Here is a 23,235-nt window from a genome sequence, read left to right as displayed (position 1 = left end):
AGGACGGACCTGATCCTGGCCGCGGTCGCCGTGTCCCCTTCCGTTTGTGGCGGAGGCCTGGCAGATCTACATCCTCATCTTCCTGCTCCAGTTGGCATCGGCGACGTTCACTCCAGCCTTCCAGGCCGTCATCGCCTCGGTGCTGCCCGAGGATGGTGGGGACACTCACGCTTTTAGTGACGGTCTACTTGGTTCACTATGGAGTCATGACTTCACTTGCTCATTCGGAAGTGAACCTGCCCCGGGTTCTGGTCGTCGATGACGAAGCCCCCTTGGCGCGATTGGTTGCGAACTATCTGGAGCGCGATGGCTTCGAGGTCCAGACCTGCGGGGACGGTGATGACGCGGTACAGCGTGCGCAGCAGTGGCGCCCTGGGGTGATGCTGCTGGACCTTGGTCTGCCTGGCCTCGATGGCATCGAGGTGTGCCGGAGGGTGCGGGTGTTTTCTGATTGCTACATCATCATGCTCACCGCTCGCGTGGAGGAGGTAGACAAACTTATCGGCCTGTCGGTGGGCGCCGATGATTATGTGACCAAGCCGTTCAGCGCGCGTGAACTCGTGGCACGGGTGCGGGCGATGCTGCGTCGTCCGCGGCAGAACTCACCGGGCCACCATGGCGCAGTGGCGTCGTTCGGGCCATTGACCGTTGACGCTCTGGGGCGGGAAGTGTTCCTCGACGGAAAGAGTGTCCAATTGACGCGCACTGAGTTCGACGTCCTGGCAGCGCTGGCGGGGCGCCCGGACATGGTCTTTTCCCGGCGCCAACTCATCGAGACGGTGTGGGGGCCCAATTGGGTGGGCGATGACAACCTTGTCGATGTTCACATCGGGCATCTGCGGCGCAAACTCGGCGACAAGGCATCCGCGCCGAGGTTCGTCCGCACTGTGCGGGGGGTCGGCTACCGAATGGGAACGGGATCATGACCAAGCGGCCGCGAAAACAGTGGGGGCTGGGTGCTCGGCTCCTGGCAGCGATCGTCGCGGTCCTCTTGGTGGCCGCCGGGACAGCATGGGCTGTGGCCTCGGTGATCGGGCCAATGCTCTTCCACGATCACATGCTCATGGCCGAGCCCGCTGACTCCGAGGTCGTGGCGCACGCAAGGCAAGCCTTCACCACGGCATGGACCCTGTCTCTGTCCCTGGCGCTCCTCGTCGCTCTCCTGACGTCAGTGCTGGTCAGCATTTTCCTTACTCGACGCATCACCATGGCGTTAGAACGCCTCCGCCAAGCAGCAGCGAAGGTCGCCAGCGGTGACTACAACGCCCATGTGCCAGCGGTCCGCATGGGTGCGCAGTTCGATGACCTCGCCGGCGCGTTCAACACCATGGCCACCGACCTTGGTGGGATCGAACAGACCCGCACTCGCATGTTGGGCGACCTGGCTCATGAATTGCGCACCCCGGTGGCGACGCTGGATGGCTACCTCGAAGGGATTGTGGACGGTGTCGTGCCGGCTGATGAACCGACCATAGTCATGCTGCGTGAGCAGGTGGCACGACTTGCCCGTCTGGCCCAGGACATGGCCCTGGTGACTGCCGCTAGCGAGGGACGCTTAGAAATGCGATGGCAGCTGGTGCGGGTCGGTGACCTGCTCGAAGACGCCGCAGCACAGGCAAGCGTGAAGTGCACTAGCAAGGACATTGACCTGGCGATCGTGGCCACAAGGTCAGAACGCCAGGCGGTCATCACCGCCGACCCTGACCGGCTCGGGCAGGTCTTGACAAATTTGCTGGACAACGCCGTGCGGCACACCCCCAAGGGAGGTCAGGTCCAGTTGGGCGCCGACCGGATTGGATCGCGCCTGCGTTTGTGGGTGCAGGACAATGGCAGCGGAATAGCCGCCGAGCATCTGCCCCACCTGTTCGAGCGCTTCTACCGTGCCGATGCTGCTCGTGACCGCGCGCACGGAGGGTCGGGGATCGGCCTTGCCATCAGCCACTCCATCGCCCAGGCCCATGCGGGCAGTGTGAGAGCGGACAGCGCGGGGCTTGGCCACGGCGCGGTGTTCACTATCGAACTGCCGTTAAGTCGTCAGCATTCACAGGCTTGATATCAACTCCAATGGGCACCTCAAGGGATGCGTCCTCGTCGGCACCCACAGCACGAGCATCGGCCCGCCCCTGGGGCAGGGCGGGCCGATGCAGAGTGCTGAGATCTGCGCTCAGAGCACGCGGATGAACGTGGGGTTGTTATGGAAGATGGGTCCCTCGTACAGCGCGGTGCCGGGGTTTCGGGCGGCGATGTTGTTGCCATTGCCGGTGTAGATGCCCACGTGACCGGGCCACGCCACCAGATCACCCGGCTGGGCTTCGGCTGCCGAGACAATGCGTCCGGCACCCGCCTGGGCACCGGATGTCCGAGGCAGACTTACCCCGAATTGGGCGAAGACATAGGCGGTGAAGCCCGAGCAATCAAAACCCGCCGGGGTAGAGCCGCCCCACACATACGGGGTGCCTACATAGCGTCGGGCGACGTCCACGACCGCAGAACCGGAAGAGGTGCTTGCGACCTGCTCGCTGGACCCGCCCGAGCCTTCCCCGGCCTGCTCCTCGGCCTGCTGCTCCGGCTGTTGAGCCGGCTGCTCGGTGCGCTGCCCGGTGCGGGAGGCCGGGGCGGCGTCCTGGGTGGGGCGCTGCGGCGCGGTGATGACCGGCTCTGGCGGCGGGGGAGGGGGCGGGGCTTCGGAGGAGACCTCGGCGGCGGCGAAGTCCCAGGCGATGTCTGCATCGACCGAGACGGTCGGTGAGGTGGTCACCTTGTCGAGGTCGGCGTCGAGCACCACGTTGGCCAGGGAGCCAACGCCGGAACTCGAACTCGACACCTGGGGGAGGGCTACAGCGCTGGAGGCGCCCATGGTGAGCGCCAAGCCGGAGGAGGCAAAGACGGCCAGCGCCCGTCTGCCGGTGGTCCCAGTGACTGCGTGACCAAGAACGGTCAGTGGGGTGGAGGGGCGGCAGGCCGCACGGTGTCGGGCGCCGGTTGTTGGTTCAGTCAATTCGATTCTCCAAGTCGCCTACGAGGTCAGCTGTCGGGTTCGGGTTGGAGATTCACCCGGTCTCACCTGGCTTCCCAGGCGGGACTTCACCCCTAGGTGCTCGCGCACCGACGGTTGGGTCCCCCGCCCCTGCCCGGCGTTTAATCGATGACCACGGTGCGGTGGCAGGGTTCGGCGTCCGCTTGTGGGCTTCCCGCACGGCGCGGGGAGCAAGAGTGACAGTACCTACCGCAAATCCTCAGATCACGGTTTGATCACGGGATTACCGGAATACTTCATCAAACCTTCATCGTCACACCCCGCCTCGCCGGCTGCATGCCTGCCGCTGCTGTCGTAACGTCGAGAGCCAATGCTGTGATGGTTATCGAAACGGGAGCGACAATGAGAACCGCAGAGATGATGGATGCCCACCCTGCCCAGATCACTCTGGACCGGGATCTACTGGCCCGAACGATCGATGCCCTCGTGGCCTGTTCCCAGGCGTGTACCGCCTGCGCAGACGCTTGTCTGAGCGAGGAAATGGTTGCCGAGTTGCGCACGTGCATACGTACCAACCTGGACTGCGCCGACATCTGCGATGCCACGGCCCGCATGCTGTCCCGACAAACCGGTCATGACGCTAACCTCATCCGTGCTCAGTTGCAGGCCTGCGCCCAGGCTTGTCAGTCCTGCGGCGATGAGTGCGCCCGTCACGCACAGGCCCATGACCATTGCCGCATCTGCGCAGAGGCGTGCCGAGCCTGCGAGGAAGCCTGCAACGAACTCCTCGCCACCATCAGTTGACAGGGCTACTTGCGCCCGCGCCGGCCCAGAACGGCCTGCTGGGGCGATTCAAATAGGCGCCGCAGGAAGGCTCCGCCTGGGTCCGGGACGAAAGACCTAAACTCTCGGCAGCAGCAGTTGCCTACGATGACCCAGTTGATCGGCAAGAATCCTTGGTAAGTATGACCTGCTGCCGTGCTGGTCAGAAGATGCGCCGGGACTGATAGGACAGGTGGAAGAACGTGAAAAGAATTGCGGCGATCGTCGGGGCGCTGGTGCTGATCCTCGCCGGCTGCTCCTCGGCGGATCCGGCCTCCGAGCCAACCACCGAGGGTGATGAAGCCGAGTTCCTCGCCACCCATGACCTGGCCGGCATGGAGGTCGCGGAGATGATCGACCACCTCGATCGACTCGGTGGGCCCGAACGCCCCACCGACTACATGGCCTCCATCCGAGCCGATGAACTGATGTTCTCCGATGGGCAGCAAGAACTTACCCTGCCCATGCCCGAGGACCGTTTCTACCTCTCCGTAGCCCCCTACGTGAACCAGACTCACGAGTGCTTCTACCACAGCCTGACCACATGCCAGGGTGAGCTGACCGACGAGGACCTCCAGGTGCGGATCCTCGACGATGCAACAGGCGAGGTGCTCATCGATGAAGAGGTGACGACCTATGCGAACGGCTTCGCCGGCTTCTGGTTGCCGCGCGATGTCCAGGGCACCATTGAGGTTCACTATGACGGCCTGACCGGGTCAGCCGACTTCTCCACCACCGACGAGGGCGCGACCTGCCTCACCACCCTCCAACTGACGTAGGAACGCCCGGGCCGGCCGCGGAGGGGCTCAGAGGGCCTCGCACCTAGTCGGCCCAGGGTCCCTTCACCGGGTCGACATGACACTTGGATGGGCGCGGTCACAACCTGTGCCAGGGCGGAGCAGCAGGATGGCGCATCGGTGAGCGCGGCGCACACGGCAGGCGCCTCCCCGGATGCCAGCGCACCCCATGGCCGGGTCACCGGGCTGGACGCGGCACGGGCGCTGGCCATCGTGGGCATGGTCGCGGTCAACATCGGTCCGCTGTATGACGACGGCATTGCTGGGCTCGTCATGCGGTTGCCGCACGGGCGGGCCTCATTGTTGTTCGTGCTGCTGGCCGGGATCGGGTACTCGTTGCTGACCCGGCGAGCCCGTGACGGTGGCGCGCTGCCGTGGGGGCAGGTGTTGTGGCGGACGGTTCTGCTGAGCCTGATCGGGTTGAGTACTCAGTTAGCGGGTCATGGCTCTGATGTCATCCTGACCACCTATGCGGTGCTCTTCCTCGTGGGACTGGTGGTGGTGCGGGCACCGTCCGGGCTGCTGCTGACCGCCTCGATCGTGGCAGTTGCCGCTGGGCCACTGGTGTGGCTGGGTGTCCAACTGCGAACCGGTGAGGTCTTCGACCGCGAGCCTGCCACGATGCTGGACGCGCCGGGGCAGATCGTGGCCTCGACACTGCTGACCGGGCCCTACCCGGTGATCACCTGGCTCGCGCCGTTCCTATTCGGGATGTGGCTAGGCCGGTTGCGGCTGCACGACCGGTGGGTCCAGATACGGCTGACTGTGGCGGCAGTGGTGCTGACCTTGATTGCCGAACTCGGCTCCCGGGTGCTGGAAGTGTTCCTGGGGCGGCCCGGTAGAGAGCCGGCTGTGGACTGGTTCCTCTCGGCGGCGGCGCATTCGCAGATGCCGTTGTGGCTGATCCGGGGCAGCGCCTCGGCCGTGGCGGTGCTGGCCCTGACACTATTGGTGCTGCCTTACCTGGGCCGCTTTGGTTGGCCGCTGGTGGCCACGGGGCAGTTGGCGCTGACGGTGTATGTGGTCCACTTGTTCGCCATCGCGCAGGTGGTGCGTCCCGGGCCGCAGACCGCCCAGGACGGTCTGGCCATCACCGCGGTGATGGCACTGGTGCTGGTAGGAGCGGCGGTGGCCTGGCGGCACTTCTTCTCCCGCGGCCCACTGGAGGCAGCGTTGCGGCTGTGGCGCCGGTGACGAACTGGCCCCTCGTCACTGACCCGCCATGTCACCGCCATTGGCCCCTACCCGACGAACGCAGTTGTTGCCCGCTCAGACCCCGGCGTAGGAGTGCAGGGAGTTGATGAAAATGTTCACGCCGTAGTAGTTGAACATCAGTGCCGCGAACCCGGCCAGGGAGAAGTAGGCGAAGGCCTTCTTGCTCCAGCCGGTGGTCAGCCGCACGTGGCAGTATGCGGCATAGATGATCCACACCATCAGCGAGACGACCTCCTTGGGGTCCCAGCCCCACGCCCGGCCCCAGGCGTACTCGGCCCAGATCGATCCGGTGATGAGCACGAAGGTCCAGCCCACTAGGCCCACGGCGTTCAGCCGGTAGGACAATCGCTCCAGGGTCTCCTCTGCGGGGAAGGCGTCCAACAGCCGGGACCAGAACGTGGGCCGGGCCGGCAACGTCTGTGGCTCCTGTCCGCCCAGGTCCATCGATGCGACTTCACCCTCGGTGGGCTGTGCCTCCTGCGCCACCAGCGTGGCACCCCGGGTGCCGTCGGCGCCTGCGCTAGCACCGCCCGTGCGAGCACCGTGCGCACCGCTACGGCCCTCGACACCGCGGCCGCCTAACGGCTGCCGCCTTGATCCGCCGGACTGGGCATGCTCGGCTTCCCGCCGTCGTTCGTCACCTCCACGCACCAGTTGCAGCACTGACAGTGCTGCGCCCACGCAGAACAACGCGGTCGCCAGCGAGGCAACCGATACGTGGATCACCAGCCAGTAGGACTGCAGTGGCGGCTGCACCCCGTCGGCGACGGTGTACAGCAGCGTGATAGCAATGAGCAGCGCGACCACGTTGATCAGCAAGACCAGCGTCCCCAGGTAACGGACATCCTTGTGCCGGTTGACCACCATGAACACCACCATGGTGAACATCGTCGACATCAGGGTGAACTCATACATGTCCGCCCACGGCACCCGCTCGGCGGCGATCGCGCGCAGCACCACTGCCCCGACGTGAAAGATCAGCCCGAGCCAACTGGTGCTCATCGCGATGCCCACCGCCTTGCGGGCCCGGCCCGGGTCTGCCCCCTTGCCGAACCCGGACAGGTCCACCGCGAAGCCCACCATCGCCACCACGTAGGCGCTGATGGTGCCGTAAATCAACAACGTGCTAATCGTGCCCAGTTGCTCGTTCATTTTTTCTCCCTTGCGCCCGGACCGGGCAATACACTCAGGACCCGATCAAGTTCACCGCGCAGACCTGAGTCGTCATTGCGCGCCAATGCTGCGGCATGCACCACTGTCGTGCCCCGCTCCCCGGGCACCAGACGCACCCAGATCCGCCGCCGGGGCAGAAACAGCGCGGCGATCAACCCGCCGAAAGCCAGCGTGGCGAAGATCCCCTGCCAAAGCGGGGCCGGGTCATAACGCAGGTCCAACGCCACGAACCGGGGCAGGTCGTTGAAGGTCAACGTACCCTGCCCGTCGGGCAGGTCCACGCTCTGGCCCGGGCGCAGCTCCAGTTGCACCGGACCTTCGGTGCCGTCCTGCCCGGTAGTGGTGACCTGCTCCAGACCATCGGTGTCCAGCACGAACATATTGCGCGGCACGCCCTCGTCCAGGCCCAAGTCCCCGGTGTACATCTGCAGCAGCATCACCGGGTCCATCGGTAGCGGGTGGATCGAGGACACATAGGCACCCTCCGCATCCTGCGCTGCGGTGGGCAGCAGCGAGCCATTGAACGCCAACTGCAACTCCCCGTCATTCGCAGAGGGCACCATCACCACCCCGGTGGAGCCATACCCCGGGTCATCATCGGCCGGAATGAACGGCACCGGCCCGTCGTGGGCGACCTGCCCGCTGGCATCGATGATGGTCAGGTCCGGGGCGAACCCGTTGCCCATCAGATACACCCGCGACCCGCCCACGCTCAGGGGGTGGTTCACCCGGATCGTCGGCTCGCTGGTGGTACCGTCGGTCTCGAACAAGGTGACGTAGGCGGTGAAGTCCCGGGCCTGGGCATCGACGGTAAACTCCGGCACGAACTCATCAAGACGGATCCGGTAAGGGTCCACCGCATCGACGTCGAACAACGCCCCGGCCTCGAAGAAATCATAGTCCAGCGCAGAGTTGACGAAGGTGGATCCCTCGGTGATCATCGCCTGCCCCCGGTAATGCACCAGTTCCCCCCAGGCCGTGACCACCAGCAGCCCCACCAACGCTAGATGGAAGATGATATTGCCGGTCTCCTTGCCGTACCCGCGCTCAGCGGAGATAGTATGCACCGCGCCTTGCCTGGGCTTGTTCTCGGTGCCCAATCTGGTCCGGTAGCGCCGTCCCATGCCTTCATGCAGGCGCGCACGCACCTGTTCAGGAGTTGCGTGCACCAAGCGCTGGGAGCGCACCGGAAACCGGGAGAACCGAGCCGGCACCTTGGTCGGTTCGGCCCGCAACGCCCTGGCATGGGCAATGCTTCGCGGCACGATGCACCCGATCAGGGAAGTGAACAACAGCAGATAGACCGCGGAGAACCACGGCGAGGAGAACACATCGAACATGTACGCCCGGTCCAGCCAGGACGCCAGGGTCGGATTGTCCGCATAGAACTGGTTCACCAGGTTGGGGTCGACCCGCCGCTGGGGAAAGAACGCCCCGGGCATGGCCACCACCGTCAACAGCAACAGCAGCAGCAACGCCACCCGCATGCTGGTCAACTGGCGCCACATCCAACGCGCCCAGCCACGTACCCCTAATCCCTTGGAACGACCCGACGACGACGCAACTCGCCCGCCCGCACTTGCCGTGGCAGACCGCTGATGGGCAGCCAGGTCGGTCCTGGTTGCCCCGGACGTCTGCGCGGTCTTAACGGCATCGCCGGCACTGCCCGCCGACGGGGCGGGGCCGTGCGGTGCTGGGAGGCCGGAGTCGTCTTGCTCCGAGCCGCGCAGGCCCTCTGGGATGTAGCCGGGCATCAGATGATCGTCTCGAAGTTGGCGATGTAGCCCTGCATCCACTGCGTCAACGCCCCCCACAACCCAGTGACCAGAGCCAGGCCGATGAGCACCAGCATGATTCCCCCGGTGCGCATGATCACCACACGGTGACGACGCATGAATCCCATCATCTTCTCCGAGGACTTCATCCCCAAGCCCACCATCACGAACGGCACTCCCAGACCCAGGCAGTAGGCGATCACCAGCACGAGTGCCCGGCCGGGGTCAGCGGCGTCGTGGGCCAGGGCCAGCACTGCAGCCAGGGTGGGACCCATACACGGGGTCCAGCCCAACCCGAAGACCACGCCCAGTACCGGAGCGCCCAACACCCCAGCCCTGGGGCTGACCGGCAGACGCAACTGCCGTTGCAGGAACCCAACCTTGCCGATGAACGCCAAACCCAACACCACTACCAGCACCCCCAGCAGCCGGGTGATCAGGTCCTGCCAGCGCACCAGCCACAACCCGGCGGTGCTCAGCGCCATCGTCAGGGCGACGAACACCGCGGTGAACCCGAGAATGAACAGGCCCACCCCGAACAGCAGCCGCATCTTGGAACCGCGCCCGGCCTCACCCTGACCCGGCGTATCGGCCCCGCTCATCCCAGAGACGTAACCCACGTAACCAGGTACTAACGGCAGCACGCAGGGGGAGGCAAAGGAGACCAGTCCGGCCAGCAGCGCCACCGGCAACGCGGCCAGCACCGGACCGCTATAGATGGTCTGGGCGAAATCAGCGCCCAACTGCTCCAGCCAGCCCATTACTCCTCCAGCGTCTCTGCGATCAGCGTGGACAAGACGCTGCGCTCGGCCAACCCCAGTATCCGGGCGGCCACCCGGCCCTCGCGGTCCAGCACCACCGTGGTAGGCATCGCCCGCAACGGCACCACCCCCTGCATGGCGGCCACCCCAGCAGACTCACTGTCATGCAGCGATGGGTAAGGGATGGCGAAACGCCGCTCGAAAGCCTGAGCGGTACCCGGTGCGTCGATGTGATTCACTCCCAGGAACCGCACGCCGTCGGGCTCGTACTGCTCGGACAACTCAGCCAGGTCGGGGGCTTCCTTGCGGCACGGGGGGCAATTGGCGTACCAGAAGTTCACCACCACCACCTGACCACGCAGGTCCGCCAGGTCGATGTCCTCGGAGTCATAGGACACCCCGGACAAGTCCACCGCTGCACCGCGGTCCGCAGCCGCCCACGTCTCCACGCTGCCATCCCCGGCGACATATCCGGCACCCGCGACATCGGATGCGGCGTCGCCGCTCCCGCCATCGGCGCTCGTGCATCCAGCCACCAACGCCAGAACCATCACGACACTCAGGACCCATCCCCTCGGCGTTAGTACGCGAGCACGGCCAACTCTCTTACCGGCGGCGTACGCTCGCGGTTTGCGTGCCTTGCTCGCGACCGTCTGTCCAATGGGCTCGATCATGAACTCACTCACTCCGACCGCCGGCGGGGACCCTCGGGTGGTATATGCCCTTTCTAGCCGGGATGGCCTGCTGCCTTCCGGAGAGCGGGATCAGAGACCAGCGGAGGAGCCGGAGCAACTTATCCGCCGAAGCCAAGGCGTCAGAGTCCTTCAAGAAGTTCTTCCATCTGGGTTATCTCATCTTGCTGGTCAATGATGATCGTTTTTGCGAGTTCCAGCGCTTCGCGGTTTTGTCCCGCGTACACATGGGTCTCGGCCATCTCGACCGCACCACGATGGTGAGCGATCATGAGTTCCAAAAAGCGCCGGTCGAAGCCAGCACCCGAGAGCGACTCCAACTCGGACATGGCCTCCTGCTGGTTCATACCCTCCATCTCCATGCCCTCATGAGCCATAACGTCGTGCGCCGGCGGGGAGACCTCTTCGTCCCAAAACTCCAGCCACGAAGTCATCTGTCGAATCTCAGGACCCTGAGCCGCAGAGATGCCCTCAGCCAAACTACGCACCTGCTGGCTGTCGGCCCGCTCCACGGCCAGGTCAGCCATCTCGATGGCACCCTCATGGTGGATGATCATCATCTGAGCGAACATCGTGTCGTCGTCGTTATGCCAACCGTGGTCATCGATTCCCGGTGGGCTGTCAGTCGTCTCGACGGCGGTAACGCTGGCTGGCTCGCTCGACGGGGTAACCCCGCTATCGCCGCACGCGGCCAGAGTTATGGCAAGCGAAATCCCACCCACAACTGTGGTGAGTCGGGTGGTGGGTGGCACGGCTCTCCAAGATCTAGTGAATTTCGTTCGACCCGGGCCGGCGGGCATGAGCACCGCAGCAACCTCCCAGCCGCAGGGTCGTCCCCTTGAGGGGTTTCGTCCAGGCTAACCACGCCGCACGCGGGGACAGGCCGCCACGATCGGAGACCGGCGAATCTTCATCGAGTCTTCATCGACCACATCATCCCCGCGCCGAGGGTTGGCCATCGACTGGCTGAACACGGTTTCCCCATGCCTGGCTGCAACTCTGACAAGTTGGACCTCACCCCGTCGCGATCGGTACCCATGCGGGTGCTCCACCACGAGCCCGGCAATGCACGTACTGCTGGCTGAGCAGGGGACCATTGGACGACAACCGGCACCAGTAGGCCACCCGCTCGTGACCTCGACGTCTCCACTCGTCCCGCACACATGATGACCATGAGAAATCAGGACATCGCACGCCAGCCCTTAGGCCAACCGAGCGGTGGCCAGTTCGCCGAGTTGCCCCGCGTCACCTCAGATGTGGCCCTGCAACTTGCGCCTTAAGCCACCGTCGTCGGCAGATGACTCGATTCGGACATCGCAGCGCACATGTCACAAGAGTCCCCGTTTGACCGCTCACCGGGGCAAGCCGCCCGCAAGCCCCTGGCCGTGGTGCACTCGGCTACCCACTGGGTGCCACGCACCTGCGTCGCCGGCGTGGCTGGCCTCCGACGCCCGCGCCTGGCACGACCCATACCGGGGAGCATTCGGCTTCGTCGGTGAGGACTCCCACTGGGCGGGCAGTGAACTGACCCGCGCCCACCCCTCCGAAATGCCGTACGACTTGCCCGAGCCGATGGCCCGTCGCGGACCCGGATGGCGCAAAGGCTGCATCCAGCGCTGGAACCGCGGACTCGACGCCGATGAACTTGCACACCTGGACGAAATCGGACTGGCAGGAGACCTGCAGACGGCGGCAACCTTCGCCGGCAACAACGCTACCGAGTGCGCCCGGTGGGTGCCGGCCGGTAAAGACGAGCCCGACTTCGGGGCCTACCTGGACCGCAACCTCGGCCCCGCCGGCATCGCCGACTGCGTGCGGGCCGGTGTGGACCTGGAGCAGGTGCGTACCGCCTATGACAGAAGTGTCGAACTTGGACAGTCCCGCACATAGCCGCCCGCATGTGGCACGTGCCGGTCCGGTCCGCACACCTGGCCGGCCAGCATGCAGGCCGAACTGCCCAGGGCTTTGTCAACCGACTCCGACGCCGTGCGGCTGGTCTTCGGCACCGATGTCCTGCGACTTAACACAAGTCATCGAACTCGACCGTTATCGAACTCGAGTTGAACTTGTGCCCGGTCAGGGGCGGCCGGCCATCGGCAGCACGTTGGTCCACCATGCCGTTACGTGTTCTACCGTTGAACCTGGCCGGGGAGACTGCACCCGCATGCCGTTCCCGGCGTAGATTGCCACGTGGTAGATGCCACTGGCCTGCCCGTTGTTGGAGTAGAAGATCAGATCGCCGGGTCGCCTCTGGTCCAAAGGCACTTTGTTGACGGCGTCGTACTGTTCCCTGGAGGTACGCGGCAGGTTGACCCCGGCGTTCTGGTATGCCCGCATAGTCAGGCCGGAGCAGTCATATCCGTTCGGGCCGGCACCACCCCACTGGTAGGGCGTACCAAGTTGGCCCATGGCCCAGTTCAGCGCGGCCTGGCCGGTGCTGGCAGCGGACCCGCCGGTGCCGCCATTGCTGCCACCGCTGTTACCCGAGTCCTCGCTGCCAGAGTCACCGTTACCGGAGCCGCCATCGTCCGAAGGAGGGGTGGTCGGGCTCGGACTCGGACTTGGGCTCGGGCTCGGACTCGGGCTTGGACTTGGGCTCGGACTTGGTGAAGGGGTGGAGTCCCCGGGGCCATCGGAACTGTCGTCTTCGGACTCAGCACGTCCCGAGTCCGCGGAGTCGTCGGAAGCAGCAGAGCCCTCATCAGCAGAGTCGACACCACCGGAGTCCTCACCAGTTGCGTCTGCGGAGACATCCGATTCCGATGCCGCCGGCTGCACGTTCAGCGCTGCGGCTGCCGCGGCATTCTCCCGCTCCCGCCGCTGCTGCTCCAGCCCATCCTGACGTTGCTCCTCGAGTTCGTAGGAGGTCTGGCGCAACTGCGCCAACTCCCCGATCAGCACGCCGCGTTGGGCCTGGGTGTCCTGTTGGGTCTGTTCGGCGTGTGCGACTGCCTGCTCGGCCTCGTCGTGGGCGATCTCGAGTTCGGCCGCCACCTCGGCCTGCTCGGCAAGCGCTTCCTCGGCGCGCAGGTGCATCAGCGCGGCAATGATCTCAGCGGCGTCCAACCGCTGGAACGCATCGTCTGCACCGCCCCCAAGCCGATCGAAGGCGGAGGCCCGGTAGAGCACATCGCTGACTCCGCTGGAGGAGACCAACATCTCCAGGTGGCCCAGCCCACCGTTGTCGCGATAGGCGGCCATGGCCAGGCGGGCCACGTCCTGGCTGGCCACCAGCAACTCGGCATCCGCGCGCTCGGCGTCGGCGGCGGCAGTTTGCGCAGCGGCCTCGGCGTCCTGCAGGTCGACCACGGCCTGGTTGTACTGGTCGGTGGCGATCGCCGCGTCCTGCTGCGCGGTCTCCACGTCAGCCGCGTTGGCGGCCAGTTGTACCTCAAGCTGTGCTACCTGCCCGGCAGTACCCTCGACCTGCCGCCAGGACTGGTCGATCTCATCTTCGCTGGGGATCTGCGGACTAGCAGCCGCTGAGCCGACACCGAGCCCGACGCCCAACAGAAGCGCAGAAACGAATGCCACACCACGACGTGCGGGCCGCGCTGAACCCATACCGCTCCATCCCGAGAGAAACTGCGCCTAGTGCTTCGGCGTGTCGTGTTGACCTGTCACATGCACACCGTAGGGCACACCAATAGCTTTGTGAACATCTACACCGATATTCACATTTATCACATCTAGCACACGTCCCTCGTCGGCCTCATTGGACTGGAGCGCCGGTTTCAGTGGGATCCGGTCCCAAGCGGGTGGGCGCAGTTCAGCGGGTTTTGCAACTGAACCGTACTGGGTTCGGTGGAGACTCCAGACCTTGGAAGCGAGGATGGAGTCATGGCGAACAAACAGACCGCTGGAGGGCCGCCGGCACGTCGGTACAGCGAGGAGTAGCAGGCCGTTGCGGTGCGGATGGTGCGCACCCTGCGGACCGCTGGCACGCAATAGCGGTCTACTTAGACCCATGCGCAGGCAGATGACTCACGGGTTTCGCGGTGCTTGACCCTCAACTAGTCCCGCTTTCCGGGGCGGCCGGTAAACCAGCCCTGGGGCCACCTCGACGTCCTCGGTGATGGGGGACAGTTGGCGGTGCCCCGCTACGGCTGGTGTGCTAATCGGTGTGCCATTTAGTGTGCTGCGCAGCGGGTATCGCCGTGGAACTAGATGCCATAGGATGCGAAACCAAGACCGCGAGAACCGCCAAATCATGCGGTTGGCTGCTACGAGAAGGGTCTAGATGTGTCTAGGTGTGAGTGTCCAGAGGGGGACTTGAACCCCCACGCCCGATAAAGGGCACTAGCACCTCAAGCTAGCGCGTCTGCCAATTCCGCCACCTGGACCTGGGTGTCGCTCGTGTCCTGTGAACTCCAAACGACGCCCGCCAAGATATCACGCGAACAGGGTCCCGGACGCCCCGCGCACACTGCCGCGGGCGTGGTGCGGGACACCCTCGCCGCGGCTTCCATTGCGGCCTGCGCACACCTGTGCACCCGGCCTGCTGCGTCGTCATCGGGCGGGTAACCGGCCACGTCGTCCTCGGGGCGGGTAACCGGCCACATCGGCGGCCGCAGATATCGGCCGCAGATATAAGACGGCCCCGAGGCAAGGCCTCGGGGCCGTCGCGCGACCGGCCGTTCAGAGGGGGGCCGTTCGGCCGTCGCGACTTAGCCGGGATCTCAACGTCTCCGAGGGGGACGGGGACTCTTTCCCGGCGGTGACCAGTGTACAAGGTGTTAACCCGTACTCAACATGGTGGCGCCGTGTCGGCCGTGGAACTTCACACGCCTTCGGTGGGCGTGAACTTGGGCTCCTGCGGCCTCGAGTGGCAATCCGCGCCGATCCGCCGCACAGGTCTGGGCGCCCCTGAGACCCCCAGGTGCCCCCGTGGGCTGTGTCACACTCGGCGAGTGCTCGATGACCGTGCTCTGCGCAACGTCGCAGTGGTGGCCAGACTGGGTTCGATCCGCGCCGCGGCGCGCGAAAACTGGGCGTGATGTCACCATCGGTGGGTTCGCCGACAGCGGGTTCGGCCGCTCCAGCGGAACCGACGGACGGGCGGAGTACACCCAGGCGAAGTCGATGTGGGTGGAGACCGACGACGAGGCGCCGTTGGCCTTCGGATACTGACACGCCGGATACGGCAGCCTCCGATCGCCGTCGGCGGTGCCCCACCCGCGACCGGTATCGTGCGAACAGATGAGGCCTCGTGCCCGCCCTCGATGCGGCCTTGAGCCCACCCGTGCCGGAACGACGTGGATTGGTGGAAGAGATGACCCCTGAACTCGATGTGGTGGACCTGTGCCGTTCGCTGATCCGGATCGACAGTTCCAACTACGGCGATGGGTCCGGCCCGGGGGAGCGGGAGGCCGCTGAGTTCGTGATGGAGAAGCTGACCGAGGTCGGCTGGGACCCGGAGTACTTCGAGTCGACCGACCGGCGTGCCAATGTGGTGCTGCGCATCCCGGGAACCGACCGGGAACGGCCCGCGCTGGTGGTGCACGGGCACACCGACGTGGTGCCCGCCCAGGCCCAGGACTGGAAGATGGACCCGTTCGGCGGTGACGAGATGGACGGGATGATCTGGGGCCGCGGAGCCGTGGACATGAAGAACATGGACGCGATGATCCTGGCGGTCCTGCGCGACATGAAGCGCACCGGCTGGCGCCCGCCCCGGGACCTGGTGGTGGCCTTCTTCGCCGATGAGGAAGCCGGCGGGGTGTGGGGGTCGCACTGGAGCGTGGACAACCGGCCCGAACTGTTCGAGGGAGCCACCGAGGCGATCAGCGAGGTCGGCGGTTTCAGTGTGGAGGTCAACGGGCGCCGGGCCTACCTGCTGCAGACCGCCGAGAAGGGCATCGCCTGGACCCGGCTGATCGCCGAGGGCCGCGCCGGCCACGGTTCGCAGATCAACACCGAGAACGCCGTCACCCACCTTGCCGCGGCCGTGGCCCGGATCGGGGCGCACCAGTGGGACATCACCCTGGGTCCCACCGTGCGCAAGCTCCTGGACGGGGTGGCCGAACTGACCGGCACCACCGTGGACCCGGACAACCCGGAGGCCCTGCAGGTCCTGATCAACTCCCTGGGTGGGGCGAGCAAGTTCGTCGGTGCCACCCTGTCGGGCAACGCCAACCCCACCCAACTCGACGCCGGGTACAAGGCGAACGTGATCCCGGGCAGCGCCGAGGCGGCCATCGACGTGCGGTTCCTGCCCGGACAGGAAGAGGCCACCGTGAGCAAGATCGCCGAACTTGCCGGTGAGCACGTCCGGGTGGAGCCGATCCACCGCGACACCGCGTTGGAGGTCCCCTTCGAAGGCGACCTGGTCGAGGCGATGATCGCCGCCCTGGACGCCGAGGACCCCGGTGCGGTGGTCCTGCCCTACATGCTGTCCGGCGGCACCGACAACAAGGCCCTGTCGAAACTGGGCATCACCGGTTACGGGTTCGTCCCGCTCCTGCTCCCGCCCGAACTGGACTTCGCCGGCATGTTCCACGGTGTGGACGAGCGGGTACCGGTGGCCTCGCTGGAGTTCGGGGTCCGAGTGCTGGAGCGATTCCTGCGCACCTGTTGAGCCCGCTCAGAGCGTGGAGTGCACCCGGTAGATCTTGCGGCGAAGCCACACCTTGCGCTCCCCGCCGGCGTACAGGCACAACCGGGCCAGTTCCCAGCGCCCGTACTCGGCGTGCTCGGTGAGCAACCGGCGCACATCGTGCCTGCTGGATCGGGCGGGGAGGGTGAACACCCGCGTTTCGTAATGAGCCGAGCCGGTCTGCGCCGGCAGGATCGACACGTCCTGCATGGGCACACCTTATAGGTCTGTCGCCCGTGGTCAATGCGCGCTACCGTGCGCATATGGCAACTGACCCGCAGGCCGCCCTGGACCGGCTCTTCGCTGCCTTCACCGCGCACCTGCACGCTGTCGCCGGGGCCCGGGACGGCGACGCTCCGGCCGTCATCGACGCCGCCGATACGCTCATGGACGCCTTCGACACCTATGACGAGGCGCTGTACGACGCCTACGAGGTGGACACCCCGTTCGTCGTCTACGACGGCGACGACGACGATGACGACGACTGGGACGACGACGTCGACGACGTGGATGACGACGATGACGACGACCTGCCGGCGGCGGACGAACTCGACGAACCCGACGCCGACCGGTGAGACATGATCAGCGTCGCTCGGGGTAGCCGAACTCCACCTCGGTGACCTCATCGAGCACCTGCCGGATCTGCCCGGGTAGTTCCAGGTCGGATGCGGCCAGCGAACCGCGCAACTGTGCCGGGGTACGAGCCCCGACGACGGCGGAGGCCACCCCGGGTGCATCCCGCACCCAGGCCAGGGCTACTTCGACGGGGGAGCGGCCCAGCCCCTCGGCGGCGGTGGACACGGCCTCCACCACCGATCGGGCGTGAGCGGTCAGGTACGGTTCGACGAAGCCCCGCAGGTGCGGAGAGGCTCCCCGGGAGTCAGCCGGCACCGAGCGGCGGTACTTGCCCGACAGCACCCCACGTCCCAACGGGGACCAGGCCAGGATGCCCACGCCGCACGCATCGGCGGCCGGCACCAGTTCCCGCTCGATGCCGCGCTGCAGCAGCGAGTACTCCATCTGCGCGGCGGTCAGGAACGTCTCGTCGGTGTCCAGCAGGGTCGCCGCCCGGGCCAGCTGCCAGGCCGGGAAGTTGGACAGCCCCACGTACCGGGTGCGCCCGGACGCCACCGCCGCACGCAGCGCCGAAAGCGTCTCCCGTAACGGGGTGCTCCCGTCCGGGGCCTGCACCAGCCACAGGTCCAGGTGGTCGGTGCCCAGCCGGTCCAGCGAGGCGTCCAGGGAGTCCAGCAGCGCCCCGCGAGAGGTGTCCGGGCGGGCGCCGGCGGCATCGGTGCGCACCCCGGCCTTGGAACACAGCAGCACCTCCTCCCGGTCCACGCTGCGTTCTAGGAGCGCGCCGATGACCTCCTCGGCCGTGCCGTCGCCATAGGTGGCCGAGGTGTCCACCAGGTTGCCGCCGGCATCGAGGTAGGCCCGGAGCTGCTCCTCGGCTTCGTGTTCATCGGTGTCGCGGCCCCAGGTGAGGGTGCCCAGGCCGACAGAGGCCACCCGCAGTCCACTGTTGCCCACACGCCGAAGGTCCATGGCAGTGAAGGCTACCGGTCCGGGACGTCTAGTCTTGGGCGTCGTGACATGGTGGGAAGCGATCATTCTGGGATTGGTGCAGGGGCTCACGGAGTTCCTGCCGATCTCCTCCAGCGCGCACCTGCGAATCGTGGGGGAGTTGTTGCCCGGCGGCACCGACCCGGGTGCTGCGTTCACCGCGATCACCCAGATCGGCACGGAGACCGCGGTGCTGGTCTACTTCCGCAAGGATATCGCCCGGATCATCAGTCACTGGTTCAAGTCGCTGCCGATCGGGCCCTGGCGGCGGCAGATCTCCACCGATGATCCCGACGCCAGGATGGGCTGGCTGATCATTCTGGGTTCCCTGCCGATCGTGATCGCCGGTCTGACGTTCGCCGACACCATCGAGTACGCGCTGCGGAACCTGTACATCACCGCCGCCGTGCTGGCGATCTTCGCCCTGATCCTGGGCTGGGCGGACCGGGTGGGAGCCAAGCGGCGCACCCTGGAGGAACTGACATGGAAGCACGGGCTGTTGTTCGGCCTGGCCCAGGCGATGGCGCTGATCCCGGGGGTGTCCCGGTCCGGCGGCACCATCACCGCAGGGCTGCTGATGGGCTACACCCGGGAGGCGGCCGCGCGGTACTCCTTCCTGCTGGCGATCCCGGCGGTGATGGGTTCGGGATTCTTCCAACTGATCCGCTCCGCCGGCACCGGCGGTCAGGCGGGGCCGGCGAACACCGCACTCGCCACCCTCGTGGCCGCAGTAGTGGGCTACGTGGTGATCATCGCGTTCCTGCGGATCGTGTCCACCTACTCCTACCTGCCGTTCGTGATCTACCGGATCATCCTGGCCGCGGTGGTGTTCGGTCTGTTGGCCGCCGGGGTGCTGACCGCGCTGCCGGAGGATGCCCTCATTTCGCCGATAGGGTGAGATACGTGCAGTCCTGGTCTTCCCCTCTCGTACCCACCCTTCCTGCCGGCGGTATCGCGCCCCGGGTTCGCGACACCCTCACCGGTGGCCTGGCCCAGCCCGTGAGGGAGGAGCAGGCGCGGATCTACGTATGCGGGATCACCCCGTACGACTCCACCCACCTGGGCCACGCAGCCACCTACATCGCCTTCGACACCCTGGTCCGCGCCTGGCGTGATGCCGGCCTGCAGGTGAACTACGTGCAGAACGTCACCGACGTGGACGACCCGCTGTTGGAGCGGGCCCGCCAGACCGGCGTGTCGTGGCAGGAACTGGCCCGGGACCAGGTGGCCCTGTACGTCTCTGACATGAGCGCGCTGCGCGTGCTGGCCCCGGATCACTACATCGGGGTGGCCGAGACCACGGACCTGGTGGCCGAGGCGGTCGCGCGGATGCTGCAGGCCGGTGGGGCGTACCGGGTGCACCCGGGGGACGACGAGCGGGGACCGGACATCTACGCCGACATCGCCTCCGATGACCGGGCCGGCAGTGTCGGGCGGCTCGATGAGGCCACCATGGACCGCTACTTCGCCGAACGCGGCGGTGACCCGCAGGTGCCGGGCAAGAAGCACCCGAGGGACCCACTGCTGTGGCGCGCCGCCCGCCCGGACGAACCGGACTTCGACGGCGGTCCGCTGGGCCGGGGCCGCCCCGGTTGGCACATCGAGTGCGCGGTGATCGCCGAGCACTTCCTGGGCGTGCCCTTCCACGTCCAGGGCGGGGGCAACGACCTGATCTATCCCCACCACGAGATGAGCACCTCCCACCTGCGGGCGCTCACCGGGAACCCGGATCCGGCGTCGTCGTTCGTGCACACCGGCCTGGTGGCCTACCAGGGCGAGAAGATGAGCAAGTCCCTGGGCAACCTGGTGTTCGTCTCCGACCTGCTGGACGACGTACCACCGGCGGCCATCCGCCTGGCGGTGCTGGCCAACCACTACTCGGTGGACTGGGAGTACACCACCGGACTGCTCATCGAAGCCACCCGGCGCTTGGAGCGCTGGCAGGGGGCGCTGCAGCACGCCGAGGCCGCCGGCCGCAAGCCGGGATCGGGAGCGGGCTCGGCGGGCGAGGACGTCCTCGCCCGCGTCCGTTCGGCGCTCGCCGAGGATCTGGACACCCCGGCTGCCCTCGCGGCCGTGGACACCTGGGCGGACGGGACCTCCACCGCCGCCGATGCCGCCCTGGTGGCGGACGCCGTCGATGCTCTACTCGGTGTGGACCTGCGCGCCGGTCGGGGCGCAGTGGCCGGCTGAAACCGGGGTCAACTCCCGGAGATGGGTCCGCCGCCGGTGTCGCGGCGGCGCAGGAACCGCTCGAACTCGCGCGCGATGGCTTCACCGCTTGCCTCGGGAAGGTCGGCGGTGTCCTTGGCCTCCTCCAGTTGGCGCACGTACTCGGCCACCTCCGGGTCCTCCTCGGCGAGTTCATTCACCCCGTCCTGCCAGGCCCGGGAGTCCTCTACCAGGTCCCCGGTGGGCACGGGCTCACCGAGGAGTTCCTCCAGAGCGGTCAGCAGGGCCAGGGTGGCCTTCGGGGAAGGGGGCTGGGCAACGTAGTGCGGAACGGCAGCCCAGATGGACAAGGAGTGCAGGCCGCGGTCCAGCGCCATCTGCGCCAGCACGCCCACGATCCCGGTGGGTCCTTCGTAGTCGCCGTCCTCCACCCCGAGCAGGGCCTGCACGCGTGGGTCGTCCGAACTGGTCTGCACGGGTATCGGCCGGGTGTGCGGCACGTCGGCCAGCAGGGCGCCCACGCACACGATGGTGCCCGCGTCCAGGTCCTCGGCGGCGTCCAGCAACTCGTTGCAGTAGGCCCGCCAGCGCAGTGAGGGTTCGGTGCCGCGGGCGAGCACCAGGCGCCGACCGGTCTGCGGGGTCACCGTCACCGAGATGGTGGTGGAGGGCCAGGTCAGCGCGCGGGAGCCGTCCGGGGTGCGTTGGACCACCGGTCGGTTCACCTGGAAGTCGTGGTAGGAGTCCGGGTCGATCTCGCGCATCTCCCGGGCGTCCCAGGCATCGGCGATCATCTTCAGCGCGGTGCTCGCCGAGGAACCGGCGTCATTCCAGCCCTCGAAGGAGGCCAGCATCATGGCAGGGGGGATCTCATCGGCCGGGTCGGGCTCTTCGCTACGGCGGTGGCGGGGGACGGAACTCACCCCAATAGCCTACGTCGTCACGGCCCGGAGAGCCGGAATCGCAGGTGGAACGGGCTGATCCCACCGGGCAGTGCCCGCCGGCTGCTCAGCGGTGGATCCACCAGCGTGAACTCCTCGGCGCTGACCAGCTGCGCCAACGCCGCGCCGGCGGTGTGCAGGACCACGTTCCGCCCCGGGCACATCGCGGCCCACCGCTGAACGGCACCAGCGGCCAGTCTTCATCGGTGCGCACGCGCAGCCACAGGTCCGGGGTGAACCGGTGCGCGCGGGAGATGCGGGCGTGGTCGCGCAGGGCGTTCATCTCCTCGGCGACCACCTCGTGCATCCGCTGCCCGTGCTCATGGGTACGGCGCTGCGGTTGCAGGACCTGTTCGTTGAAGGGACGGCGGACGGTGCGTTCCTCGGGGGGAAGAGATGAGCACCCCCTCGGGTTGGAAGTGACCCAGGGCCCCGCGCTTCTCGCGGGTGGAGGGGGAGAACGGTTCCGGTGACTCGTTCAGCACCCTGTGCACCTGGTCCGTTCCAGGAGGAAGGTGAACCGGCGCCAGGGCATCCGCACCTGAACCGGTCCGGGGCCGTAACGGTCTCGCAGGTGCTGCATGGTGCGCACAGCTCGCTTGTCAAGGCCCGCCTTCTGGGAGAGCAGCATCATCCGCGGGCGGCGCACGATCGCACCGCCGGCCGCCACCGGCATCAGAACCCGGGTCAGCGCGTAGCCCGTCCAGGAGGGAGGCGGACGGAACCTCGTGTGCGGGGTTGCGGTCGGAGCTGGCGTGAGAAACCATATTCGAGGCTAAGCCGTCCCGTGCTGCTCAGCATTTGCGGATCCGGCGGCACCGGCAGAGGCGGAGGGTTGCGATGCCCAGTCGACATCCGGAGTACCGGGTACCCGTCGCGGTCAATGTTCAGCACTGGCGAGACCTGACCTTCCTGCACTGGCCCATCGAGGCGGCGAGGTTGCAGGCGTTGATACCGCCGCATCTGGCGGTGGACATCTTCGAGGACGCCGCATGGGTGAGCATCACGCCCTTCCGGATTCAGTACTTCGGTGCACCGGAGGGCGCTTTCGCGCTCGTGCCGGACTTCACCGAGGTGAACGTGCGTACATACGTACGCGGCGAAGACGGGCACGACGGGGTCTGGTTCTTCTCCCTGGAGTGTTCACGGTTGCCCGTCACCGTGCTGCTGCGCCAGCTCGGCCTGTCCTACCAGCGTTCGACCACGGATCAGCGTGAGCGCGATGGCGCGGTTCAGTACACCTCCCGACGCCGGGCGGGCCATGGATGGTTCGGCGCGGAGGTGGAGGCCGGCGAGCGGATTGAGCATCCGAGCCCGCTCGAGAATTTCCTCACCGGCAGATGGAACGGGTACAGCCATGCCTGGGGACGGATCTGGCGCACCCCGATCGAGCACGAGCCCTGGCCGCTGCACACCGCGCGGGCCAGGTGTGATCCGGCCGCGTTGTTCGCCGAGAACGCACTACCGCACCCGCACACGACACCGGTGGTGCACTTCTCCCCACTGGTGCACGTGCGCATCGGGATGCCCCGGCCGGTATGAGGCCGTCATACCGGGCCCGCTGGGGGAGCCGACGCGACGGCGCGCTCGCCACGTGTACCGGGTTGCTCGGGATGCACGTGGGGCAACCCTGACGCACACTGGCATCGTGCGCTCGAGGCGACCGAAGGAGATCCTTATGACTGGGTGCTCGCCCGCTCCGGACCGGAGCCTCGGATGAGGCGTCGTCGACTACCCACGCTGGTCCGC

Annotated in this window: 24 protein-coding genes, 1 tRNA gene and 1 riboswitch; of the genes, 13 read left to right on the top strand and 12 right to left on the bottom strand. The window is 66.7% G+C overall.

The window, feature by feature from the left end:
* Nucleotides 1-206: 206 nt before the first annotated feature.
* Together ACO0LV_RS17350 and ACO0LV_RS17345 are read left to right on the top strand one after the other, a co-directional pair.
* The gene (locus tag ACO0LV_RS17350) at nucleotides 207-926 is read left to right on the top strand and encodes a response regulator (RefSeq protein ID WP_424789179.1); all 720 of its coding nucleotides are present in this window, start codon (nucleotides 207-209) and stop codon (nucleotides 924-926) included.
* Entirely contained in the window at nucleotides 923-2,053 is a 1,131-nt protein-coding gene (locus ACO0LV_RS17345; protein ID WP_424789178.1) for an ATP-binding protein, read from the top strand. Before ACO0LV_RS17350 ends, ACO0LV_RS17345 begins: the two co-directional genes overlap by 4 nt.
* Before the next feature lie 111 nt (nucleotides 2,054-2,164).
* Here the strand turns inward: ACO0LV_RS17345 and ACO0LV_RS17340 are convergent, their stop codons facing one another.
* The gene (locus ACO0LV_RS17340; RefSeq protein WP_424789177.1) at nucleotides 2,165-2,824 is read right to left on the bottom strand and encodes a C40 family peptidase; all 660 of its coding nucleotides are present in this window, start codon (nucleotides 2,822-2,824) and stop codon (nucleotides 2,165-2,167) included.
* Nucleotides 2,825-2,998: 174 nt separating this feature from the next.
* Nucleotides 2,999-3,147, bottom strand: a riboswitch (cyclic di-AMP (ydaO/yuaA leader).
* Between the two features lie 232 nt (nucleotides 3,148-3,379).
* On the opposite strand from ACO0LV_RS17340, the gene ACO0LV_RS17335 reads away from it, so the two are divergent.
* The 3 genes from ACO0LV_RS17335 to ACO0LV_RS17325 all read left to right on the top strand — a co-directional run bounded on the left by ACO0LV_RS17335 (nucleotide 3,380) and on the right by ACO0LV_RS17325 (nucleotide 5,790).
* On the top strand, nucleotides 3,380-3,781 hold the full coding sequence (locus tag ACO0LV_RS17335; RefSeq protein ID WP_424789176.1) for a four-helix bundle copper-binding protein: 402 nt from the start codon (nucleotides 3,380-3,382) through the stop codon (nucleotides 3,779-3,781).
* 221 nt (nucleotides 3,782-4,002) lie between these two features.
* Nucleotides 4,003-4,578 carry a CueP family metal-binding protein gene (locus tag ACO0LV_RS17330; RefSeq protein WP_424789175.1) on the top strand — a complete coding sequence of 192 codons (576 nt, stop codon included), beginning with the start codon at nucleotides 4,003-4,005 and terminating at the stop codon, nucleotides 4,576-4,578.
* 138 nt (nucleotides 4,579-4,716) lie between these two features.
* Nucleotides 4,717-5,790 carry a heparan-alpha-glucosaminide N-acetyltransferase domain-containing protein gene (locus ACO0LV_RS17325; protein WP_424789174.1) on the top strand — a complete coding sequence of 358 codons (1,074 nt, stop codon included), beginning with the start codon at nucleotides 4,717-4,719 and terminating at the stop codon, nucleotides 5,788-5,790.
* A 75-nt stretch (nucleotides 5,791-5,865) separates the two neighbouring features.
* Here the strand turns inward: ACO0LV_RS17325 and ccsB are convergent, their stop codons facing one another.
* The 5 genes from ccsB to ACO0LV_RS17300 form a co-directional block, all read right to left on the bottom strand.
* Complete coding sequence (gene ccsB / locus ACO0LV_RS17320) at nucleotides 5,866-6,963, bottom strand: c-type cytochrome biogenesis protein CcsB (RefSeq protein WP_424789173.1); 1,098 nt, start codon at nucleotides 6,961-6,963, stop codon at nucleotides 5,866-5,868.
* Nucleotides 6,960-8,471: a cytochrome c biogenesis protein ResB gene (gene resB, locus ACO0LV_RS17315; RefSeq protein WP_424789196.1), complete on the bottom strand. Its 1,512-nt coding sequence runs from the start codon at nucleotides 8,469-8,471 to the stop codon at nucleotides 6,960-6,962. The genes ccsB and resB overlap by 4 nt, the downstream gene beginning before the upstream one ends.
* A 266-nt stretch (nucleotides 8,472-8,737) precedes the next feature.
* The gene (locus ACO0LV_RS17310; protein ID WP_424789172.1) at nucleotides 8,738-9,520 is read right to left on the bottom strand and encodes a cytochrome c biogenesis CcdA family protein; all 783 of its coding nucleotides are present in this window, start codon (nucleotides 9,518-9,520) and stop codon (nucleotides 8,738-8,740) included.
* A complete protein-coding gene (locus ACO0LV_RS17305) occupies nucleotides 9,520-10,071 on the bottom strand; it encodes a TlpA family protein disulfide reductase (RefSeq protein ID WP_424789171.1) in 552 nt (183 codons plus the stop codon). Before ACO0LV_RS17305 ends, ACO0LV_RS17310 begins: the two co-directional genes overlap by 1 nt.
* Nucleotides 10,072-10,334: 263 nt before the next feature.
* Nucleotides 10,335-10,964, bottom strand: a complete 630-nt coding sequence (locus tag ACO0LV_RS17300; protein WP_424789170.1) for a DUF305 domain-containing protein — start codon at nucleotides 10,962-10,964, stop codon at nucleotides 10,335-10,337.
* 796 nt (nucleotides 10,965-11,760) lie between these two features.
* On the opposite strand from ACO0LV_RS17300, the gene ACO0LV_RS17295 reads away from it, so the two are divergent.
* Nucleotides 11,761-12,102 (top strand): hypothetical protein, encoded by a 342-nt coding sequence (locus ACO0LV_RS17295; protein WP_424789169.1) that lies wholly within the window; start codon nucleotides 11,761-11,763, stop codon nucleotides 12,100-12,102.
* Between the two features lie 186 nt (nucleotides 12,103-12,288).
* On the opposite strand, the gene ACO0LV_RS17290 is transcribed toward ACO0LV_RS17295, so the two are convergent.
* Together ACO0LV_RS17290 and ACO0LV_RS17285 are read right to left on the bottom strand one after the other, a co-directional pair.
* Nucleotides 12,289-13,746, bottom strand: coding sequence for an NlpC/P60 family protein (locus ACO0LV_RS17290; RefSeq protein ID WP_424789168.1), 1,458 nt, complete (start codon nucleotides 13,744-13,746; stop codon nucleotides 12,289-12,291).
* A gap of 723 nt (nucleotides 13,747-14,469) precedes the next feature.
* Nucleotides 14,470-14,555: transfer RNA gene (locus ACO0LV_RS17285), tRNA-Leu, on the bottom strand.
* Between the two features lie 574 nt (nucleotides 14,556-15,129).
* Between ACO0LV_RS17285 and ACO0LV_RS17280 the strand changes: the two genes are divergently transcribed.
* Both ACO0LV_RS17280 and ACO0LV_RS17275 read left to right on the top strand, forming a co-directional pair.
* Nucleotides 15,130-15,342, top strand: coding sequence for a hypothetical protein (locus tag ACO0LV_RS17280; RefSeq protein ID WP_424789167.1), 213 nt, complete (start codon nucleotides 15,130-15,132; stop codon nucleotides 15,340-15,342).
* A gap of 142 nt (nucleotides 15,343-15,484) precedes the next feature.
* Nucleotides 15,485-16,789 (top strand): M20/M25/M40 family metallo-hydrolase, encoded by a 1,305-nt coding sequence (locus ACO0LV_RS17275; RefSeq protein WP_424789166.1) that lies wholly within the window; start codon nucleotides 15,485-15,487, stop codon nucleotides 16,787-16,789.
* Between the two features lie 6 nt (nucleotides 16,790-16,795).
* On the opposite strand, the gene ACO0LV_RS17270 is transcribed toward ACO0LV_RS17275, so the two are convergent.
* Complete coding sequence (locus ACO0LV_RS17270) at nucleotides 16,796-17,017, bottom strand: DUF5703 family protein (RefSeq protein WP_424789165.1); 222 nt, start codon at nucleotides 17,015-17,017, stop codon at nucleotides 16,796-16,798.
* A 53-nt stretch (nucleotides 17,018-17,070) separates the two neighbouring features.
* On the opposite strand from ACO0LV_RS17270, the gene ACO0LV_RS17265 reads away from it, so the two are divergent.
* Entirely contained in the window at nucleotides 17,071-17,382 is a 312-nt protein-coding gene (locus tag ACO0LV_RS17265) for a DNA primase (RefSeq protein WP_424789164.1), read from the top strand.
* 7 nt (nucleotides 17,383-17,389) lie between these two features.
* Here the strand turns inward: ACO0LV_RS17265 and ACO0LV_RS17260 are convergent, their stop codons facing one another.
* Nucleotides 17,390-18,355 carry an aldo/keto reductase gene (locus ACO0LV_RS17260; protein ID WP_424789163.1) on the bottom strand — a complete coding sequence of 322 codons (966 nt, stop codon included), beginning with the start codon at nucleotides 18,353-18,355 and terminating at the stop codon, nucleotides 17,390-17,392.
* Nucleotides 18,356-18,398: 43 nt separating this feature from the next.
* Between ACO0LV_RS17260 and ACO0LV_RS17255 the strand changes: the two genes are divergently transcribed.
* Together ACO0LV_RS17255 and mshC are read left to right on the top strand one after the other, a co-directional pair.
* Entirely contained in the window at nucleotides 18,399-19,271 is an 873-nt protein-coding gene (locus ACO0LV_RS17255) for an undecaprenyl-diphosphate phosphatase (RefSeq protein WP_424789162.1), read from the top strand.
* Between the two features lie 5 nt (nucleotides 19,272-19,276).
* Nucleotides 19,277-20,566 (top strand): cysteine--1-D-myo-inosityl 2-amino-2-deoxy-alpha-D-glucopyranoside ligase, encoded by a 1,290-nt coding sequence (gene mshC / locus ACO0LV_RS17250; RefSeq protein ID WP_424789161.1) that lies wholly within the window; start codon nucleotides 19,277-19,279, stop codon nucleotides 20,564-20,566.
* 8 nt (nucleotides 20,567-20,574) lie between these two features.
* Here mshC and ACO0LV_RS17245 read toward each other — a convergent pair whose 3' ends face one another.
* Nucleotides 20,575-21,402: a PAC2 family protein gene (locus tag ACO0LV_RS17245; RefSeq protein WP_424789195.1), complete on the bottom strand. Its 828-nt coding sequence runs from the start codon at nucleotides 21,400-21,402 to the stop codon at nucleotides 20,575-20,577.
* 83 nt (nucleotides 21,403-21,485) lie between these two features.
* Complete coding sequence (locus ACO0LV_RS17240) at nucleotides 21,486-21,632, bottom strand: hypothetical protein (protein WP_424789160.1); 147 nt, start codon at nucleotides 21,630-21,632, stop codon at nucleotides 21,486-21,488.
* A 95-nt stretch (nucleotides 21,633-21,727) separates the two neighbouring features.
* Here ACO0LV_RS17240 and ACO0LV_RS17235 point away from each other — a divergent pair, with 95 nt between their 5' ends.
* On the top strand, nucleotides 21,728-21,886 hold the full coding sequence (locus tag ACO0LV_RS17235) for a hypothetical protein (RefSeq protein WP_424789159.1): 159 nt from the start codon (nucleotides 21,728-21,730) through the stop codon (nucleotides 21,884-21,886).
* 440 nt (nucleotides 21,887-22,326) lie between these two features.
* The gene (locus ACO0LV_RS17230) at nucleotides 22,327-23,028 is read left to right on the top strand and encodes a YqjF family protein (protein WP_424789158.1); all 702 of its coding nucleotides are present in this window, start codon (nucleotides 22,327-22,329) and stop codon (nucleotides 23,026-23,028) included.
* The last annotated feature ends 207 nt before the right edge of the window (nucleotides 23,029-23,235 follow it).

Source organism: Pseudactinotalea sp. Z1739 (assembly GCF_049725055.1).
Taxonomy (GTDB): domain Bacteria; phylum Actinomycetota; class Actinomycetes; order Actinomycetales; family Beutenbergiaceae; genus CALKWS01.
This window is presented reverse-complemented; position numbering and strand designations above follow the sequence as displayed.

What these genes read in the sequence shown, in the direction of transcription:
- ACO0LV_RS17280 (WP_424789167.1), top strand. Translation starts at nt 15,130, where the DNA reads ATGACCGTGCTCTGCGCAACGTCGCAGTGGTGGCCAGACTGGGTTCGA.
- ACO0LV_RS17270 (WP_424789165.1), bottom strand. Translation starts at nt 17,017, where the DNA reads ATGCAGGACGTGTCGATCCTGCCGGCGCAGACCGGCTCGGCTCATTAC.
- resB (WP_424789196.1), bottom strand. Translation starts at nt 8,471, where the DNA reads ATGCGGGTGGCGTTGCTGCTGCTGTTGCTGTTGACGGTGGTGGCCATG.
- ACO0LV_RS17230 (WP_424789158.1), top strand. Translation starts at nt 22,327, where the DNA reads ATGCCCAGTCGACATCCGGAGTACCGGGTACCCGTCGCGGTCAATGTT.
- ACO0LV_RS17305 (WP_424789171.1), bottom strand. Translation starts at nt 10,071, where the DNA reads ATGGTTCTGGCGTTGGTGGCTGGATGCACGAGCGCCGATGGCGGGAGC.
- ccsB (WP_424789173.1), bottom strand. Translation starts at nt 6,963, where the DNA reads ATGAACGAGCAACTGGGCACGATTAGCACGTTGTTGATTTACGGCACC.
- ACO0LV_RS17245 (WP_424789195.1), bottom strand. Translation starts at nt 21,402, where the DNA reads ATGATGCTGGCCTCCTTCGAGGGCTGGAATGACGCCGGTTCCTCGGCG.
- ACO0LV_RS17335 (WP_424789176.1), top strand. Translation starts at nt 3,380, where the DNA reads ATGAGAACCGCAGAGATGATGGATGCCCACCCTGCCCAGATCACTCTG.
- ACO0LV_RS17295 (WP_424789169.1), top strand. Translation starts at nt 11,761, where the DNA reads ATGCCGTACGACTTGCCCGAGCCGATGGCCCGTCGCGGACCCGGATGG.
- ACO0LV_RS17265 (WP_424789164.1), top strand. Translation starts at nt 17,071, where the DNA reads ATGGCAACTGACCCGCAGGCCGCCCTGGACCGGCTCTTCGCTGCCTTC.
- ACO0LV_RS17345 (WP_424789178.1), top strand. Translation starts at nt 923, where the DNA reads ATGACCAAGCGGCCGCGAAAACAGTGGGGGCTGGGTGCTCGGCTCCTG.
- ACO0LV_RS17275 (WP_424789166.1), top strand. Translation starts at nt 15,485, where the DNA reads ATGACCCCTGAACTCGATGTGGTGGACCTGTGCCGTTCGCTGATCCGG.
- ACO0LV_RS17260 (WP_424789163.1), bottom strand. Translation starts at nt 18,355, where the DNA reads ATGGACCTTCGGCGTGTGGGCAACAGTGGACTGCGGGTGGCCTCTGTC.
- ACO0LV_RS17310 (WP_424789172.1), bottom strand. Translation starts at nt 9,520, where the DNA reads ATGGGCTGGCTGGAGCAGTTGGGCGCTGATTTCGCCCAGACCATCTAT.
- ACO0LV_RS17350 (WP_424789179.1), top strand. Translation starts at nt 207, where the DNA reads ATGACTTCACTTGCTCATTCGGAAGTGAACCTGCCCCGGGTTCTGGTC.